This is a genomic window from Fusibacillus kribbianus, assembly GCF_030053595.1.
Taxonomy (GTDB): Bacteria; Bacillota; Clostridia; order Lachnospirales; family Lachnospiraceae; genus Lientehia; species Lientehia kribbiana.
Genome location: NZ_JASGBQ010000005.1, coordinates 27,256 through 45,392, shown reverse-complemented (window position 1 = coordinate 45,392; position 18,137 = coordinate 27,256). Strand labels below are relative to the sequence as shown.

General features: G+C 50.3%; 17 protein-coding genes and 2 tRNA genes. All 19 read left to right on the top strand.

Going from position 1 to position 18,137, the window contains the following annotated elements; all coding sequences use genetic code 11:
- Positions 1 to 19: 19 nt before the first annotated feature.
- The 19 genes from QJ036_RS05015 (at position 20) to QJ036_RS04925 (ending at position 18,009) form a co-directional block, all read left to right on the top strand.
- Positions 20 to 181 (top strand): hypothetical protein, encoded by a 162-nt coding sequence (locus QJ036_RS05015; protein ID WP_283230348.1) that lies wholly within the window; start codon positions 20 to 22, stop codon positions 179 to 181.
- 186 nt (positions 182 to 367) lie between these two features.
- Positions 368 to 1,072: a UMP kinase gene (pyrH, locus tag QJ036_RS05010; protein ID WP_283230347.1), complete on the top strand. Its 705-nt coding sequence runs from the start codon at positions 368 to 370 to the stop codon at positions 1,070 to 1,072.
- Between the two features lie 18 nt (positions 1,073 to 1,090).
- Positions 1,091 to 1,645, top strand: a complete 555-nt coding sequence (gene frr / locus QJ036_RS05005) for a ribosome recycling factor (RefSeq protein WP_283230346.1) — start codon at positions 1,091 to 1,093, stop codon at positions 1,643 to 1,645.
- A 65-nt stretch (positions 1,646 to 1,710) separates the two neighbouring features.
- Complete coding sequence (locus tag QJ036_RS05000; RefSeq protein WP_283230345.1) at positions 1,711 to 2,427, top strand: isoprenyl transferase; 717 nt, start codon at positions 1,711 to 1,713, stop codon at positions 2,425 to 2,427.
- 2 nt (positions 2,428 to 2,429) lie between these two features.
- Complete coding sequence (locus QJ036_RS04995) at positions 2,430 to 3,278, top strand: phosphatidate cytidylyltransferase (protein ID WP_283230344.1); 849 nt, start codon at positions 2,430 to 2,432, stop codon at positions 3,276 to 3,278.
- Between the two features lie 45 nt (positions 3,279 to 3,323).
- Entirely contained in the window at positions 3,324 to 4,466 is a 1,143-nt protein-coding gene (locus tag QJ036_RS04990; protein WP_283230343.1) for a 1-deoxy-D-xylulose-5-phosphate reductoisomerase, read from the top strand.
- An 18-nt stretch (positions 4,467 to 4,484) separates the two neighbouring features.
- Positions 4,485 to 5,783 (top strand): RIP metalloprotease RseP, encoded by a 1,299-nt coding sequence (gene rseP / locus QJ036_RS04985; protein ID WP_283230342.1) that lies wholly within the window; start codon positions 4,485 to 4,487, stop codon positions 5,781 to 5,783.
- Positions 5,784 to 5,804: 21 nt separating this feature from the next.
- Positions 5,805 to 6,863 (top strand): flavodoxin-dependent (E)-4-hydroxy-3-methylbut-2-enyl-diphosphate synthase, encoded by a 1,059-nt coding sequence (gene ispG, locus QJ036_RS04980; RefSeq protein WP_283230341.1) that lies wholly within the window; start codon positions 5,805 to 5,807, stop codon positions 6,861 to 6,863.
- Positions 6,864 to 6,923: 60 nt separating this feature from the next.
- A complete protein-coding gene (locus QJ036_RS04975) occupies positions 6,924 to 11,369 on the top strand; it encodes a PolC-type DNA polymerase III (protein ID WP_283230340.1) in 4,446 nt (1,481 codons plus the stop codon).
- A 142-nt stretch (positions 11,370 to 11,511) separates the two neighbouring features.
- Positions 11,512 to 11,820 carry a metal-sensing transcriptional repressor gene (locus QJ036_RS04970; protein ID WP_283230339.1) on the top strand — a complete coding sequence of 103 codons (309 nt, stop codon included), beginning with the start codon at positions 11,512 to 11,514 and terminating at the stop codon, positions 11,818 to 11,820.
- Between the two features lie 111 nt (positions 11,821 to 11,931).
- A tRNA-Pro gene (locus tag QJ036_RS04965) sits at positions 11,932 to 12,005 on the top strand.
- A gap of 16 nt (positions 12,006 to 12,021) precedes the next feature.
- Positions 12,022 to 12,093, top strand: a tRNA-Glu gene (locus QJ036_RS04960).
- Between the two features lie 339 nt (positions 12,094 to 12,432).
- The gene (locus QJ036_RS04955; RefSeq protein WP_283230338.1) at positions 12,433 to 13,146 is read left to right on the top strand and encodes an ABC transporter ATP-binding protein; all 714 of its coding nucleotides are present in this window, start codon (positions 12,433 to 12,435) and stop codon (positions 13,144 to 13,146) included.
- Positions 13,140 to 14,741, top strand: coding sequence for a hypothetical protein (locus QJ036_RS04950; protein ID WP_283230337.1), 1,602 nt, complete (start codon positions 13,140 to 13,142; stop codon positions 14,739 to 14,741). The genes QJ036_RS04955 and QJ036_RS04950 overlap by 7 nt, the downstream gene beginning before the upstream one ends.
- 12 nt (positions 14,742 to 14,753) lie before the next feature.
- Positions 14,754 to 15,203: a hypothetical protein gene (locus tag QJ036_RS04945; protein ID WP_283230336.1), complete on the top strand. Its 450-nt coding sequence runs from the start codon at positions 14,754 to 14,756 to the stop codon at positions 15,201 to 15,203.
- A gap of 99 nt (positions 15,204 to 15,302) precedes the next feature.
- Positions 15,303 to 15,698, top strand: coding sequence for a PqqD family protein (locus QJ036_RS04940; RefSeq protein ID WP_283230335.1), 396 nt, complete (start codon positions 15,303 to 15,305; stop codon positions 15,696 to 15,698).
- A complete protein-coding gene (locus QJ036_RS04935) occupies positions 15,691 to 16,773 on the top strand; it encodes a radical SAM/SPASM domain-containing protein (protein ID WP_283230334.1) in 1,083 nt (360 codons plus the stop codon). The genes QJ036_RS04940 and QJ036_RS04935 overlap by 8 nt, the downstream gene beginning before the upstream one ends.
- 19 nt (positions 16,774 to 16,792) lie before the next feature.
- Positions 16,793 to 17,113: a hypothetical protein gene (locus tag QJ036_RS04930; protein ID WP_283230333.1), complete on the top strand. Its 321-nt coding sequence runs from the start codon at positions 16,793 to 16,795 to the stop codon at positions 17,111 to 17,113.
- A gap of 113 nt (positions 17,114 to 17,226) precedes the next feature.
- Complete coding sequence (locus tag QJ036_RS04925) at positions 17,227 to 18,009, top strand: hypothetical protein (protein WP_283230332.1); 783 nt, start codon at positions 17,227 to 17,229, stop codon at positions 18,007 to 18,009.
- Positions 18,010 to 18,137 lie beyond the last annotated feature (128 nt).

Genomic DNA, 18,137 nt, shown 5'->3' with positions numbered 1-18,137 from the left:
CGACAGGAGGAAGAGAGCCATGGCAATCGGATGTGAAGATCAGCACAAGACACCGGTTCCGGAAGAGAGAACCTGCCCCGTCTGCGGGAAAGACATCGAGGTTTTTGTTGTGAAGGGACGGGTAGTCGAGGATGCTGTATGCGACTGCGGATATGTGATCAAGGCCGATGAGGCGGAATAACAGAAAAAATAAGAAATAACAGGCTGAGGGCATTCCAAAAGTCAGATGATGACTGGAGGGGGGCCCTCTTCTTTGTTTTCAATTCATGTCGGTCTGCAGTAAAACTGCTGAATTTATAACTTGTACACTGAGGGGGGAGTGTGGTATACTATATAAGATAATTTATAAGTATAAGCGAGGGAAACCATGGATAAAGCGAGACGTGTATTACTGAAGCTCAGCGGCGAGGCTTTGGCAGGGCCTCAGGGAAAAGGCTTTGATGAGGCTACGGTGAAGGCTGTTGCAAGGCAGGTAAAGCCCTCTGCGTCAGAGGGAGTTCAGATCGGCATCGTCATTGGCGGAGGAAATTTCTGGAGAGGACGTTCCAGCAATGCCATTGACCGCCCCAAGGCAGATCAGATCGGTATGCTTGCCACAGTGATGAATTGTATCTATGTATCGGAGATATTCCGATCCGAGGGAATGGAGACGGAGATCTTTACACCCTTTGCCTGCGGTACCATGACGAAGCTCTTTTCCAAGGATGAGGCAAATAAATGTTTCAAAGAGGGAAAGGTCGTGTTTTTTGCAGGAGGGACGGGACATCCCTATTTTTCCACCGATACGGGAATCGTGCTGCGGGCCATTGAGATGGAAGCGGATATGATCCTGCTGGCAAAGGCGGTGGACGGCGTTTATGACAGCGACCCCAGAAGCAATCCGGAAGCAAAAAAATACGATACGGTTTCCATTGAAGAGGTTATAGAAAAGAAGCTGGCGGTGGTTGATCTCACCGCATCGATCATGTGTATGGAAAATCATATGCCTATGGCGGTATTCGGACTGGGAGAGAAGGACAGTATTGCGAATGCCCTCAAGGGCAATATCACCGGTACCATGGTGACGGTGTAGAAAGGGAGGAACTGAGATATGGATGACAAGTTAAAGGTATTTGAGGACAAGATGGAGAAGGCCATTAGCGTTCTTCGCAGTGATTATGCGACCATTCGTGCAGGCCGTGCCAATCCCCATGTGCTGGATCAGCTTACAGTAGATTATTACGGTGTCCCCAGCGGAATTCAGCAGGTGGCCAACGTGTCCGTGCCGGAGCCCAGGATGCTGCTTATTCAGCCCTGGGAGAAGAGTCTGATCAAGAGCATTGAGAAGGCGATTCTGACCTCTGACCTGGGACTCAATCCCAGCAATGACGGCAGTGTGATCCGTCTGATCTTTCCGGAGATGACGGAGGAGCGCAGAAAACAGCTGGCCAAGGATGTGAAAAAGAAGGGTGACAATGCCAAGGTTGCCATCCGCAATATCCGCCGCGATGCCAATGATACGATCAAGAAACAGCAGAAGGCAGGCGAGATGTCCGAGGACGATCAGAAGCAGCTGGAAGAGAAGATTCAGAAGATGACCGATAAATTCATCGACAAGGTGGATAAGGAAATCGATATTAAGACCAAAGAGATTCTGACTGTATAGAAAAACTTGAATAGCAGGGGGCAGGTGCGATGGGTTCCTGCCCCTTTTATGCTTGTGGAGGGATTATGGCAGAGGAAAAAACTTTGAAAATACCGCGTCATGTGGCAATTATTCTGGACGGAAACGGCAGATGGGCAAAGAAACGGGGACTTCCCCGGAACATGGGCCATGTGGAGGGCTGCAAGACCGTGGAGCAGACGGTGGAGGATGCGGCCAGACTCGGCATCGAATATCTGACGGTTTACGGCTTTTCCACAGAAAACTGGAAGCGGTCCGCCGAAGAAGTGGGAGCGCTCATGCAGCTCTTCCGCTACTATATGAAACGGCTTATAAAGGTGGCTAAGAAAAACAATGTGCGTGTCATTATGATCGGTGAGAGGAGCCGGTTTGATGAGGACATCATTGAGGGTCTGAACCGGCTGGAGGAGGAAACGAAGGACAATACCCGTATGACCTTCACCATTGCGGTCAACTATGGCAGCAGGGACGAGATCACCAGGGCGGTACGCCGGATGATGACTGACTGTCAGGCCGGAAAGCTTTCTCCGGAGGATGTGGATGAGTCGGTGATCGCGGGATATCTGGATACAAGGGAGCTTCCCGACCCGGATCTTCTGATCCGGACCAGCGGGGAACAGCGGCTTTCCAATTACCTGCTCTGGCAGCTGGCTTATACGGAATTCTATTTTACCGATGTGCTTTGGCCGGATTTCAACAAAGAGGAATTGGTAAAAGCCATTGAAAAATACAATGGCAGAGACAGACGGTTTGGAGGGGTGTGAGTATGTTCAAGACAAGACTGATCAGCGGTATCGTGCTGGTGGCTGTGATTTTCGGCCTCCTTTTCCCGGGCGGCAATGTGCTTGCCGCAGGGCTGGCTCTGATTTCCATTATCGGTATGTATGAGCTTTACCGGACTGTATCGGCGGAAAAAACGGGACTTGGGGCCGTAGGTTATCTGGCGGCAGCAGCCTATTATCTGCTTCTTGTTTTTTCGGAGAATCCGACGGTGGATTCCTTTCCGGTGGTGTTTTTCGTAGCAGTTCTGATGGCGGTTATGGCTGTATATGTGCTCACTTTTCCTAAATACCAGGCCCCACAGGTGATGACGGTCTTTTTTGGTCTCATCTATGTGGCGGTGATGCTGTCCTATATTTACCGGACCAGGGCAATGAGCGGCGGAGTGCTTCTCGTATGGCTGGTGTTCTTAAGCTCCTGGGGCTGTGATACCTGTGCATACTGCGTAGGGATGCTCATCGGAAAGCATAAGCTGGCTCCGAAGCTGAGTCCCAAAAAGTCTGTGGAGGGAGGCATCGGCGGTGTGGTTGGTGCCGGCATTTTAGGCGCTGTTTACGGAGCGGTTTTTGCAGGCGGACTTTCGGCAGCACTTTCCAATCCGGTTCTTGACTGTGCGATCATCTGTATGGTGGGAGCGGTGATCTCCCAGATCGGAGATCTGGCGGCTTCTGCGATCAAGAGAAATCACAAGGTAAAGGATTACGGGACTCTGATCCCCGGCCATGGCGGTATCCTTGACCGGTTTGACAGTGTGATCTTTGTGGCGCCGGGTATCTACTATACGATTGTGCTTCTGACAGAAGGAACAGAAGCTCTGGCCAGGTTTCTGGCATAGAGCCTCGGAAACGGTTAATTTGAAAAATAACGGAGAATACTGAAAATGAAAAAGATCGCGGTACTTGGCTCCACCGGCTCCATTGGGACACAGACCCTTGAGGTGGTGAGAGAGAATTCCGATATGCAGGTGACAGCTCTGACAGCAGGGCATAATATTGACCTTCTGGAAAAACAGGCCAGAGAATTCCATCCCCGGCTTGTGGCACTGCAGGATGAGGAAGGGGCAAAAACACTGGCAGTGCGTCTGGCAGACACGGATATTCAGGTGCTGTCCGGTATGGACGGCCTTATGGCGGCGGCTGTGGAAGAGACGGCGGATATTGTAGTGACGGCAGTGGTTGGAATGATCGGTATTCGTCCCACCATTGCAGCCATTGAGGCAGGCAAGGATATTGCACTGGCCAACAAGGAGACCCTGGTGACGGCCGGCCACCTGATCATGCCGCTGGCGGCGGAGAAGGGGGTACGGATCCTCCCGGTGGACAGCGAACACAGTGCTGTTTTTCAGTCTATAAACGGAGAAGCCGGTAATAAGATTGATAAGATCCTCCTGACGGCATCCGGGGGACCTTTCCGGGGATGGACCAGAGAGCAGATGAAACAGGTAAGGCTGGAGGACGCTTTAAAGCATCCCAACTGGGCTATGGGCCATAAAATTACCATTGATTCCTCCACTATGGTCAATAAGGGCCTGGAGGTCATGGAGGCAAGATGGCTTTTTGGGGTGGAAATGGACGATGTTCAGGTGGTGATTCAGCCCCAGAGCGTCATTCATTCCATGGTACAGTTTGAGGATGGGGCGGTCATTGCCCAGCTGGGAGTTCCGGATATGAAGCTGCCCATCCAGTATGCCCTCCTCTATCCGGAGCGGCGGACCATGCCCGGGCCGCGGCTGGATTTCTGGAGTCTTTCCTCTATAAACTTTGAGACACCGGATTTTGAAAACTTCCCGGGACTTTCCATGGCCTATGAAGCAGGGAAAAAGGGCGGCACTATGCCGACTGTGTTCAATGCGGCCAATGAGTGGGCGGTTGCTGCCTTCTTAAAGAGAAAGATCGGTTATCTGGAGATCACGGATATCATCGGTGAAGCCATGGCACATCACAGATGGAAGGAAAATCCCTGTCTGGAGGAAATTCTTCAGACAGAGGCGGAGACATATTCTTATATTGAAAGCAAGTATTAAGGACAGGTGGTAGGAACCATGGTATTAAACATTTTGCTGGCAGTTCTTGTGTTCAGCCTGCTGGTGGTGTCCCATGAATTCGGGCACTTTCTTCTGGCAAAGAAAAACGGCATCGGCGTCGTGGAGTTTTCTGTGGGTATGGGGCCGCGCATATGGAGCATTGAGAAGGGTGGCACCAGGTATTCCCTGAAGGCGGTCCCTTTTGGAGGCTCCTGTCAGATGGTGGGGGAGGATGAGGAGGATGACAGCGAGGATTCCTTCAACAGCAAATCGCCTTTTGCGCGGTTTGCCGTGGTCGTGGGAGGGCCGCTGTTCAATTTTCTGCTGGCTTTGATTTTATCTGTGGTGGTTCTTTCCCTGGCGGGAATCAATGAGCCGCGGGTATACCATGTAGCTGAGGGCTATGGAGCCGAGGCGGCTGGCATTCGGGAAGGAGATCTGATCAGGTCCATAGACGGCCATAAGATCGTTTTAGGGAGAGATATAGAGCTCTATTTTCTGAATCATCCCATGGACGGAACGCCCATTACCATTGAATATGAGCGGGATGGGGAGATCCTGACCACGCTGCTGGATCCGTCCTATGAGGCTTATCTGACCGGTTTTTCCTACTATGCCAATGAAGACCGGGCTGTCATCACGGAGGTGACGGAAGGCCTTGCCATGGAGAAGGAGGGAGTCCGGGCAGGAGATATCATCACTGCCGTGGATGGAACTGCGATCGGAACCGGACAGGAGCTGAGCATCTATTTGAAAGAGCATCCGCTTGAGAAGGATACACCGATCACGATTACCCTGGAAAGGGACGGAAAAAACTTTTCCGTGACTGTCACACCGGCTTATCAGGAGGCGAATACTCTGGGGATGTCGGCGACTGCCTACCGCAATAAGGAGGCGGGGGCACTGGCTGTGGTGAAAAACAGCTTTTCCGAGGTCCGGTACTGGATGAGTTATACGCTCACCTCCCTGAAAATGCTGGTGACGGGCAGAGTCGGCGTGGAGAATCTGTCAGGCCCTGTGGGAATCGTCAATATGGTGGGCCAGGTGGTGGAGCAGAGCAAATCAGACGGTGCTTTGTATGTATTTTTGAACATTTTGAATTTCAGCATTCTTTTAAGCGTTAACCTGGGGGTACTGAATCTTCTGCCTCTCCCGGCACTGGACGGCGGCAGGCTTGTCTTTATTCTCATCGAGCTTGTCCGGGGAAAACCGGTGCCCAGGGAAAAGGAGGGGATGGTGCATACCATCGGGATCCTTCTTCTGATGGCGCTCATGGTATTTGTAATGTTTAATGATGTACTGAAGATTCTGCGGTAGACAGAAAGAAAAGGAGTTTCCATGACATATCGTGAAAAAACAAAGGTGATTTCTATCGGCGACCGGGTCATCGGCGGCGGAAATCCCGTGCTCATCCAGTCTATGACCAATACGAGGACCGAGGATGTGGCAGCCACGGTGGCCCAGATCAGGCGTCTTGAAGAGGCCGGCTGCGAGATCATCCGCTGTACGGTCCCTACCATGGAGGCGGCAAAGGCATTGGGGGAGATCAAAAAGCAGATCCATATTCCCCTGGTGGCAGACATTCATTTTGATTACCGGATGGCCATAGCCGCCATGGAAAACGGGGCTGATAAGATCCGTATCAATCCTGGCAACATCGGCGCCAGAGAGCGGGTGGAGGCTGTGGTTAAGACGGCAAAGGATCGGAATATTCCCATCCGCATCGGGGTAAACAGCGGCTCTCTGGAAAAACCGCTCATTGAAAAGTACGGCGGCGTTACGGCGGAGGGTATTGTGGAAAGCGCCCTGGATAAGGTGCATATGATCGAGGACATGGATTATGACAATCTGGTGGTCAGCATCAAATCCTCCAATGTGCTGATGTGCGCCAGAGCCCATGAGCTCATTGCAGAGAAGATAAATTACCCGCTCCATGTGGGAATCACAGAGGCGGGAACTCTTACTTCCGGAAATATTAAATCGGCCCTTGGTCTGGGAATCATTCTTTACCAGGGAATCGGTGATACGATCCGGGTATCGCTGACCGGCGACCCGGTGGAGGAAATCAAATCAGCCAAACTGATCCTCCGCACCATGGGGCTGCGGAAGGGCGGCATTGAGGTGGTTTCCTGTCCCACCTGCGGAAGAACGAAGATCAATCTCATTGAGCTGGCCAATCAGGTGGAAACGATGGTGGCCGGTATGGATCATCTGAATCTGAAGGTGGCCGTCATGGGCTGCGTGGTCAATGGCCCCGGGGAAGCCAGAGAAGCCGACATCGGGATCGCCGGAGGAGTCGGCGAGGGACTTCTCATTAAAAAGGGAGAGGTTGTAAAAAAGGTACCCGAGGATCAGCTTCTGGAAACCCTCAGGGAGGAACTGCTTCACTGGAAATAAAAGCTGCTCTCGACCCTGAAAAGAAGGAACGTTTTGACTGGATACAGAAGGGAGCGGCACATGGCGAAAAAATTCTGGGAGGTTCTTCCCGGACTTAAGGTTTCCGATGAAATGCGGGAGCTTCTTGATCTGGTGACAGTGGAAAAGGTGGCTGCGAACAAAGACAGAAGCTCCATTCGGATCTATATTGTCTCCGAGCGTCTCATTCATAAACGGAATATTTACATACTGGAGGCCAGCATAAAAAAGCAGCTGTTTTCCGGCTATCAGACGGAGATCAAAATCCATGAAACATACCGCCTTTCAGCACAGTATACACCGGAAAAGCTGATGCAGGTCTATCGGGACAGCATTCTTCTGGAGCTTAAGACATACAGTCTGATCGAATACAATGTATTCCGGAAGGCGGAGTGGGAATTTACCGAAGCGGACATTCTGACCCTTACGGTGGAAAACGATATTGTCACGAAGAGCAGGGTGGACGAGCTGAAACGGGTTCTGGAGAAGATCTTCAATGAACGATGCGGGTTTGGCATTGAGGTTCGTTATCTTTATAAAGAATGTGAGCTTGGCCAGCATGAGCGGGAGAAGGAACAACTCACCAGAAAGCAGGCGGCCCGGGTGGTGGAGCGGTCTTCTTTTGCTGTACCGGAGGAGGAAAAGCTCACGGAACTGGATGAGCAGAAAGAGCCGGTGAAGCCTGATAAACCTGCAAAAGAGGGAAAATCGGCCAAAAAGAACAGTCATTACAGCAGAAAGGTCAAGGTTCATCACGACGATGTGCTCTTCGGATATGATTTTGATGACGGGGATGAGGTCCCCATGAATCAGATTATCGGCGAGATGGGAGAGGTGGTGGTCTGCGGCCAGGTGATTCGTCTGGAAGAGCGGGAGCTCAGAAGCGGCAAGACCATCATGATCTTTGATCTGACGGATTTTACAGATACTATCACTGTGAAAATGTTTATTAAGCCGGAGATGCTTGATGAAGTGCGGGGATTCTTGAAAAAGGGAGCCTTCTTCAAGGTCAAGGCTGTCACCAATATTGATAAATTTGACGGAGAGCTGACTCTGGCCTCCGTGTCCGGTATCCGAAAATGCGGCGACTTTACGTCCAAACGCCAGGATAACAGCGATGTCAAGCGGGTGGAGCTCCACTGTCACACAAAGATGAGTGATATGGACGGCGTTTCTGATGTGAAGGATATCATCAAGCGGGCCAAATCCTGGGGAATGCCGGCTCTGGCCATCACGGACCACGGCTGCGTTCAGGCATTTCCGGATGCCTTCCATACTTTTGAATATAATCAGTTTGATACGATCAAGACGGACCCGTTCAAGGTGATCTACGGCGTCGAGGGTTATCTTGTGGATGACCTGAAGGAAGTGGTGGTGCGGTCGGAAAACCAGTCGCTCCTGGATTCCTATGTGGTGTTCGATATTGAGACCACCGGTCTGTCTGCCAAAAACAACAGAATCATTGAAATCGGAGCTGTCCGGGTGGAACAGGGGGAGATCACCGACCGCTTTTCGGCTTTTGTGAACCCGGAGCTTCCCATTCCCTTTGAGATCGAAAAGCTGACAGGCATCAATGACGGTATGGTCGTCGGAGAGCCCACCATTGAGAAGGTGCTGCCGGATTTCCTGGAGTTTTGCGGGGATGCGGTCATGGTGGCTCATAATGCGTCCTTTGATATGAGCTTTATTGAGTACAATGCGTCTCTTCTGGGACAGGACTATAAGCCGACGGTGGTGGATACTGTGGCTCTTGCCAGGATCCTTCTGCCGGAGCTGAAGCGCTTTAAGCTGGATACGGTGGCCAAGGCCCTTGGCGTATCTCTGGAAAATCATCATCGGGCGGTCGATGACGCTGAGGCAACGGCCCATATTTTTGTGGAGTTCGTGAAACGGCTTCAGAAGAAACAGGTGGAGACCCTGGACGATGTCAATAAGCTGGGGGCGGCGTCTGTGGAGAATATCCGCAAAATGCCTACCTACCATGTCATTATTCTGGCGAAGAATGAGACAGGGCGGGTGAATTTGTACCGCCTGATCTCCATGTCTCATCTTACTTATTTTTCCAGAAGACCGAGGATTCCCAAAAGTGAGCTGGAAAAGCACAGGGAGGGACTGATCATCGGGTCCGCCTGTGAGGCAGGAGAGCTTTTCCAGGCAGTCCTCGGAGGAGCGCCCGACGAGGAGCTTGCAAGGCTGGTGAAATTTTACGACTATCTGGAGGTCCAGCCCATCGGCAATAATGCGTTTATGCTGCGGGAGGGGAAACACGGCATCAAAAGCGAGGAGGATCTCCAGAACCTGAATAAAAAGATCATCGAGCTGGGAGAGCAGTTCGGAAAGCCGGTGGTGGCTACCTGTGACGTGCATTTTCTGAATCCGGAGGATGAGATCTACAGGAGAATTATCATGGCGGGTCAGGGCTTTGAAGACTGTGACAACCAGCCTCCCCTCTACCTTCGCACGACGGAGGAGATGCTGCAGGAGTTTGCTTATCTTTCCCCTGAAAAAGCCTATGAGATCGTCGTGACCAACAGCAACAGAATTGCTGATATGTGTGAGAGGATCGCACCGGTGCGCCGGGAAAAATGTCCGCCGGTCATTGAAAATTCCGATGTGGAGCTTCGTACCATGTGCTACGAGAAGGCCAGGTCCATTTACGGTGATGAGCTTCCGAAGGTGGTGGAGGAACGGCTGGAAAAGGAGCTTCACTCCATTATCACCAACGGCTTTGCCGTTATGTATATCATTGCCCAGAAGCTGGTAAAGAAGTCCAATGATGATGGTTATCTGGTAGGGTCCCGTGGTTCCGTAGGCTCCTCCTTTGTGGCGACCATGTCCGGTATCACTGAGGTGAATCCGCTTCCTCCCCATTATTATTGCACAGAACGCCATTATTCTGATTTCGATTCGGAGGATGTAAAGAAATTTGCCGGAGGAGCAGGCTGCGATATGCCGGATAAGGTCTGCCCGGTCTGCGGAAAGAAATTAAAAAAGAACGGCTTTGACATTCCCTTTGAGACCTTCCTGGGCTTTAAGGGAGATAAGGAGCCGGATATCGACCTGAATTTCTCCGGGGAATACCAGAGCAAGGCCCACGCCTATACGGAAGTGATCTTCGGGGAAGGCCATACCTTTAAGGCGGGCACCATCGGTACGCTGGCTGACAAGACGGCTTACGGTTATGTGAAAAATTATTTCGAGGAGCGGGGGAAGCGAAAGAGAAGTGCGGAGATCAACAGGATCGTCCAGGGCTGTGTCGGTGTGCGAAGGACGACCGGACAGCATCCCGGCGGCATTGTGGTCATGCCACACGGGGAGGAGATCAATACTTTCACACCTGTGCAGCATCCCGCCAACGATATGACCTCGGACATTATAACGACTCATTTTGATTATCATTCCATTGACCACAATCTTCTGAAGCTGGATATTCTCGGACACGATGATCCGACCATGATCCGTATGCTGGAGGATCTGACGGGCCTTGATGCCAGGGAGATTCCTCTGGATTCAAGGGAGGTCATGAGCCTGTTTCAGAACACCTCGGCGCTGGGAATCAGACCGGAGGATATTGGCGGTTGCCAGCTGGGAGCCCTTGGAATCCCGGAATTCGGCACGGATTTTGCCATGCAGATGCTGATCGATGCAAAACCCACCTGTTTTTCCGACCTGGTGCGGATCGCCGGTCTGGCCCACGGTACTGATGTGTGGCTGGGTAATGCCCAGGACCTGATCCTTTCTGGGCAGGCCACTATTCAGACGGCCATCTGTACCCGTGACGATATCATGATCTATCTCATCGGCATGGGGATGGATAAGAGTCTTTCCTTCACCATCATGGAGGCAGTGCGAAAGGGCAAGGGCTTAAAACCGGAATGGGAGAAAGCCATGCGGGAAGCCAACGTACCTGAGTGGTACATCGACTCCTGTAAAAAGATCAAGTACATGTTCCCCAAGGCCCATGCGGCGGCCTATGTGATGATGGCGTGGAGAATCGCTTATTGTAAGGTGTTCTATCCACTGGCTTATTACGCGGCCTTCTTCAGCATCCGTGCCTCAGGCTTTTCCTACGAGCTCATGTGTCAGGGAAGGGACCGTCTGGAGTATCATCTGCAGGATTACAGAAACCGGGCCGACAGCCTGTCCCAGAAGGAGCAGGGCACTCTTCGGGATATGAGGATCGTCCAGGAAATGTATGCCCGAGGGTTTGAATTTATTCCCATCGACATTTACAGGGCAAAGGCCGACCGGTTCCAGATCATTGACGGAAAGCTGATGCCTTCCTTAAGCTCCATTGACGGTTTGGGCGGCAAGGCGGCGGAGGCTGTGGTGGAGGCTGTGAAGGGAGGAGCAAAATTCCTTTCCCTGGAGGATTTCTGGCAGAAGACGAAGGTGCCGAAGGGTACCATCGATGTGATGGCGGAAATGGGAATTTTCGGAGATCTTCCCAGGAGCAATCAGCTTTCGCTGTTTGATATGGTGATATAACATGCGGCCGGAAGGGCTCCGGCTGTCTCTCTCCCCTCCCCGGGCTCTCCGGCCCGGGGAGGTTTTGTGCTTGCAGAAACGGCCGGAGTCGGATATAATAATAAGGTGACGACAGACTTTTGTTTCGGAACAGGAGGATCCCATGGAGTGCGGAAAAGAATGTGCCAGCTGCGGAAAGATGAAACACCGCGACGAAAAAGAATATAAGGACCTGATCCATCGGCTCAACCGGATGGAGGGGCAGATCCGCGGAATCCGTTCCATGGTGGAGGAGGACAGATACTGTGTGGATATCCTCACGCAGGTCCAGGCAGTGAGCTCGGCGCTCAATGCTTTCAGCCGGACCCTTCTTTCCAGCCACATCAAAACCTGTGTGGTGGAGGATATCCGGGAGGGCAGGGAAGAGTCGGTGGATGAGCTCTGCAGGACGATCCAGAAGCTGATGAAATAGGAAGTAAACAGGATGCTAATTGTTCCATTTCTCTTCCTCAAAAATTTTTTTTAGAAATTGAAAAAATTTTCTTGACAATATAGAAAATTCAAGGTATACTATCAGAGGTGTCGAGGCGTGGCTCAGTTTGGTAGAGCGCCGTGTTCGGGACGCGGAGGCCGCAAGTTCGAATCTTGTCGCCTCGATTATCTCCATTTTTATGGCCTGTTGGTCAAGCGGTTAAGACGCCGCCCTCTCACGGCGGAAACAGGGGTTCGATTCCCCTACAGGCTACTGAAAATAAGAAAAAGCTCGTAAACAATGTGTTTACGGGTTTTTTTGTTTTACTTATCATTTTCCGGATGGGAAATATTTTAACCCTTTTGAGGCTTTCATCCTCTGTTCACCGATGCTAACTGGTGCTGATACATAGAAAACAACACGGAAACCTACAAAATGAACACATATAGATGAAATAAATACCTATATGCAGACGGAATTATCCTGTAGAATACAAGATAGATATAAGATAAGCTGCAAAAGAAGCCATGAATACTCGGGAGTACGAGGAGCACAGAGCCGGACGGCAGACCGGACGCAGAAATAAAGAAGATCCATTGGGAGGAGAGAGAAATGCTGAAAATCGAACATCTGACAAAAACCTACGGCGAAAAGAAAGCCGTGGACGATCTGAGCTTACAGATAAGACGCGGTGAGATCTATGGATTTATTGGCCACAATGGCGCCGGTAAAACCACAACTCTGAAAGCGGTGACGGGCATTCTGCAATTTGATGAGGGAGAGATTTTGATCGATGGAAAATCTGTACGGACTTCTCCCCTGGAATGCAAACGGGAAATCGCCTATATTCCGGATAATCCCGATCTGTATGATTATATGACCGGTATAAAGTATCTCAATTTCATTGCCGACATTTTCGCAGTCAGCGCCGCAGACAGGCAGGATCGAATCCGCAAATACGCGGATCTTTTTGAACTGACTGCAGATCTGGCGCAGCCCATAGCCGCATATTCCCACGGTATGAAGCAGAAACTGGCCATCATTGCCGCGTGGCTGCATCAGCCGAAGCTCATTATCATGGATGAACCCTTTGTGGGTCTGGATCCAAAAGCGTCTCATCTGCTCAAGGGAATGATGAGGGAGGTCTGTGACGAGGGCGGCGCGATCTTCTTCTCAACCCATGTCCTTGAGGTGGCTGAAAAGCTTTGTGATAAGGTGGCAATTATCAAGGGCGGAAAGCTTATCCGCTCCGGTACGATGGAGGAGGTTAAGGGAGACGACTCTTTGGAAGAAGTATTTCTCGAACTGGAGGACGAATCATGCTGAGTGTTCTTTTGAAAAAACAGATGTCAGAGATATTCCGAGGCTATTTTTACGATGCCAAAAAGAACCGTTCCCGTTCCAAAGGGGGAACGGCTGCCTATATCGTCCTGTTTCTGGGAATTATGGTAGTTCTGCTGGGCGGAATTTTTACATTCGTTTCTCTGTCGATATGCGGAGCGCTGGCTGACGCAGGCATGGACTGGCTTTATTTTGTACTGATGGGACTTTTGTCTGTGGTGCTGGGGACTTTCGGCAGCGTCTTTAACACTTATTCCGGTCTGTATCTGTCGAAAGACAATGACCTTCTTTTGTCGCTTCCGATCCCGGTCAATGTGATCATGCTCTCCCGTCTGCTAAGCGTCTATCTGATGGGGCTCATGTATTCGGCGGTTGTTATTCTGCCGGCAGTCCTTGTGTACTGGTTCACGGTAGCAGCGTCAGCAGCTTCGATTTTCGGCGGTCTGGTTCTGATTCTTTTGATCTCGGTCTTTGTTCTGACGCTTTCCTGTGCCTTGGGATGGGTGGTGGCTAAAATCAGCCTGAAGCTGAAGAACAAGAGCTTCATCACGGTTGTAGTATCCCTGGCGTTTATTATCGGATATTATTTCTTTTATTTCAAAGCTCAGATGCTGATTCAGAATCTGGTTGCAAATGCTGCTGTTTACGGGGCAAAAATCAAAGGTGCCGCCTATCCGCTGTACCTGTTTGGAAGGGTTGCTACCGGTGACATTTTTGCGGTACTGGCTGTATCGGCAGTGGTGCTGGCGCTATTTGCGCTGATGTGGGTCCTTATTTCCCGCAGTTTCCTGAAAATTGCCACGGCCTCCGGACATACGGCCAGGAAGGCATATAAAGAAACTGCCATGAAGCAAAAAAGCATCGCTTCAGCACTTCTGACAAAAGAATTTGGCCGTTTTATTTCCAGCCCAAACTATATGCTAAACTGCGGGCTTGGTATTCTGCTGCTTCCGATCTGCGGTGTGCTGCTACTCTTTAAGGGCGGAACGGTGATTTCGGTACTGAACGGGCTGTTCGGCGCGCGGGAAGGCTGTACTCAGGTACTTATTTGCGCGGTATTATGTATGCTTGCATCTATGAATGATATGGCGGCGCCATCCGTCTCCCTGGAGGGCAGGAGTCTGTGGCTTGTGCAGTCTCTGCCGGTGACGCCGTGGCAGGTGCTGAGAGCGAAGCTGGGAGTGCAGCTGCTTCTGACCGGCATACCGGTGCTGTTCTGCATTATCTGCATTGCCTTCGTCTATCCGTTTTCGATTCCGGAACTGGTTCTGACCGCGTTTGTTCCGATGGTATATGTGTTGTTTTCCGCACTGTTCGGACTGTTTTTGGGACTGAAAATGCCGAATGTGAACTGGACAAATGAGATAACGCCGATTAAGCAAAGCGCCTGTGTGACAATCGCTTTGTTCAGCGGTTTTGCATACACCGCCCTGCTGTGTGTCGGTTTTATGCTTCTGAATGGATGGAAGCTGGGCTTTGCCGGGTATATGGGCGTCTTTGGAGCGGTAACTCTGACTTTGTGCGCCGTGCTGTATTTCGGGCTGAAAAAAAGAGGCTGTGAGCTGCTTGCAGCTTTGTAAGAGAAGGTGAGAATGAAAGCAATGAAAAAAGTGCTGGTTGTGCTGTTGGTACTTGCGATGATTCTGATGGCAGTTTTCCTGGCCGGACGCTATGGCTGGAAGCTGGCTGGCTTTCGCGCCTGTCAGGGTGCGGGTATTACGTCTGTGGAAGTCAGCGAGAAGGCGGTGCATATCACAGGCTTTTATCCCGGTTCGTTTCCCGAAGGCTTCTGCGGCTGTTACAGCGAGGAACGGGACGGAAAGCTCTATGTGGGCTTTCGGTTCAGTGCCCTGTTCGGATCCTTTGAGACCGGTGATTTTGATATCATGATCCCGGTCAAGGGTGAGATAAACGAAGTGATCCTGAAAACAAGAATGAACGAAACCTCTCTCTGGAATGCTCTGACCGGTTCCGTTTCCCGGTCAGAGCGCCGCTATGCTGCCATGGAGAGCACCGGCTTCGGTTCCACAGCGTTTCTATAAAAACGATACAAAAACTATATAAAATCCCGTAAATGCTTGCTGTTCAGCAGGATATACATTATCATGACATACATAAATTTGCAGTTATAAGCATATCATTTGATTGATATCTCTTTTAAGGAATATCCTGACATAAGTAAAGCTGGAGGTGCAGGGAAATTGTCTGATAAAGAGTTGGCAGTAAAAATGGAAGAGGCAGGATATCAGTTCAATAATTCCTGCATTTACCGTTCTAAACCGCATTATATTATGCGTGAGATTGCAGGAGAATCCATTTTGGTGTCTGTTGGTGACGGCGTCGCTGATTTTTGCGGAATTGTAAAACTGAACGCATCTGCAAAAGTGATCTGGAATACATTGCAGAATGGAGCAACAAAGGAAGATCTGATTCAGGTGTTAGCAGATGCTTTCCATATTCCGGAAGAACAGGCAAAGAGTGATATCGAGAAAGCTTTGGAACTTCTTGCTCAAAAAAGGATGATCGTCTGTGAGTAGCGCAGAGAGCAGGAAGCCTCTGAACGGGACGTTTGAGCTGACCGGAAGGTGTAATCTCTCCTGCAGGATGTGCCTGATCAGAGTTGACCGGCAGAAAATACAATGCCTTGGGTCACGGGAACGAACTGCTGAGGAATGGATCGGCATGGCAGAACAGGCTGCAAAGGCCGGAACACTTGGGCTTTTGCTGACAGGCGGAGAGGTGCTGCTTCGTTCTGATTTCTGTGAAATATATGAAGCCATTGCACAGATGGGGTTTCTCATTACCGTTTATACGAATGCCACTCTGGTGACAGATCGGGTGATGGAATTGTTTCGGAAATATCCGCCTCACAAAATCGGCGTTACCATGTATGGGGCATCAAACAATACCTATCAAAAGCTTTGTGGTTGTAACGATGGATATGACCGTTTTACGGAGGGGATTGAGCGGCTGTCTGTATTGCCGTCCCTGTTTGAGATCAGAACCACCATCGTAAAGGATAACTGGTGCGATCTTCGGGCTATGCAGCAATTTACGAAGCAGAAATTCGGATCTGACAAGCCTCTTCAGATCAGCCGTTTTGTTACAAAGAGCATCCGGGGAGGAATCGCCTGTGCCGGGCAGTGCCGACTGACATCGGAAGAAAATGCTGCCATGATTTACAGCGGCTTGGCGGGGCTTTATCAAAAGGTCAAGAACGGCGAGGTCCGATTGCCGGAGCCTGTGGAAAAATTTTCGTTCCGGCAGCGCCGCGCCTTACCGGAATACGGTTGTCTTTTTCAGCACTGTGGAGCGGGGATCGATCAATACACCATCACCTGGGATGGCAGTATGTATGCCTGCGAATTGATGCCGGAAGGATGTACAAAGCCTTTTGCCATTGGCTTTCAGAAGGCCTGGGAAGAGCTTCCGGACTGCTATCCGCAGAGTCGGTCAATGAAGGTATGTGAAGAATGTGAATATGAGCCTTTTTGTGAATCCTGCCCTGCTGTCAGGAAGGCGGAGACCGGAGATTTTTTTGGAAAGCCGGAATATTTCTGCAGGGAAGCAAAATGTGTCTATGACATGCTGAAAGAAATGCATGTCATATAGATGATTAAAGGAGGGAAAAATGATGTCAAGGGATAGGATGAACCAGAGAACCTATGAGAGTCCGAGGTTCGAGTTTGAGGAGATGCGGCTGACAGAGAAGATTGCTGACAAATGCTGGGGATACGCATATGCCTGGTATGATACAGATAAAGACGGCGTAATTGATGATGGGGAACGAGTTGTGTTAGCATCTCTCGGACTCGGACCTAATGGATGTCAGGGGAGTTCAGCCAGGGATGTATTGAAAGATCATTTTAAAAAAGTTTTTGGAGTGGATCTGACTGACGAAGATGTATCTACCAATACATTGAGCAAATCGGTTATTGGCTCCAACAGCTGACTATGGAGGATAACCGCATTCGAAAAAGGCCGAAGTATTTTTTCATCGGAGATTTTTCAATCGCATTTCAGAAGCATAGCACAGAAATTCGGATGGAGATCCCATTTGCGGGGATGGCATTTTATCACCCGGAAGAACAGACTGCAGATTTCCGGTTTTTTATTGCGGAACAGGAAACAGATGATAGCGGGACTTTGCTCTGGGGATCGGAGGAATTCTCCATCCCCACTTTCCTGTATCAAAGAAACAGTGGGCAATTTGACTGGATCACCAGACAAAAAGACAGAAGCCCGGGAATGTCTTTTCGCATCAGCAATGACTGGACTCAATTTGTTTTGTATCAGGACCACACCGGGAGTAAGGGGGAGCGGGCTTTTCGTGAGTTTGGTTCCCTTTTCTCTTATGCTGTTTTGAATTATCATGCCTGTGTGCTGCATGGGGTCGTCATGGAATATGACGGTATGGGTATTTTAGTTGTAGCCGCTGCGGGAACAGGAAAGACCACACATACAAGAATGTGGAGAGACTATAAAAATGCATTGATTCTCAACGGAGACCGCTGCTTGTGCCGGAAGAAGGACGGCGTCTGGTACGCCTATGGAATGCCCTGGTCCGGATCGTCAGGAGAATACATCAATCGCCGGGTACCCATTTCCTGTATTATTAATTTGAACCGCGGCTCGGAAAATACAGTCTATCCTTTATCAACGTTTGACGGAAGTATTCGTCTCATGCAGCGGATTTTTGCACCTGCGTGGCCGGGCCAACTTCAAAATCAGGGGTTTACTTACTGTGAGGAGCTTGCTTCAGAACTCCCGATTTTGGATTTTTACTGCAAACCGGATCCGGAATCAGCAGACATATTAGAAAAGGCGATACGGTGTATTTGCAGATAATAATTGCGTGAATAATTATGAAAGATTTCAAAAAACGAAAAACAGGTACTGTAAAATCTGTTTCCGCACGAGTGTTGTTCCCTGTGATCAAGGAGCAGCTTGCCGAAGGGCGGCAGGCAGCCTTTACA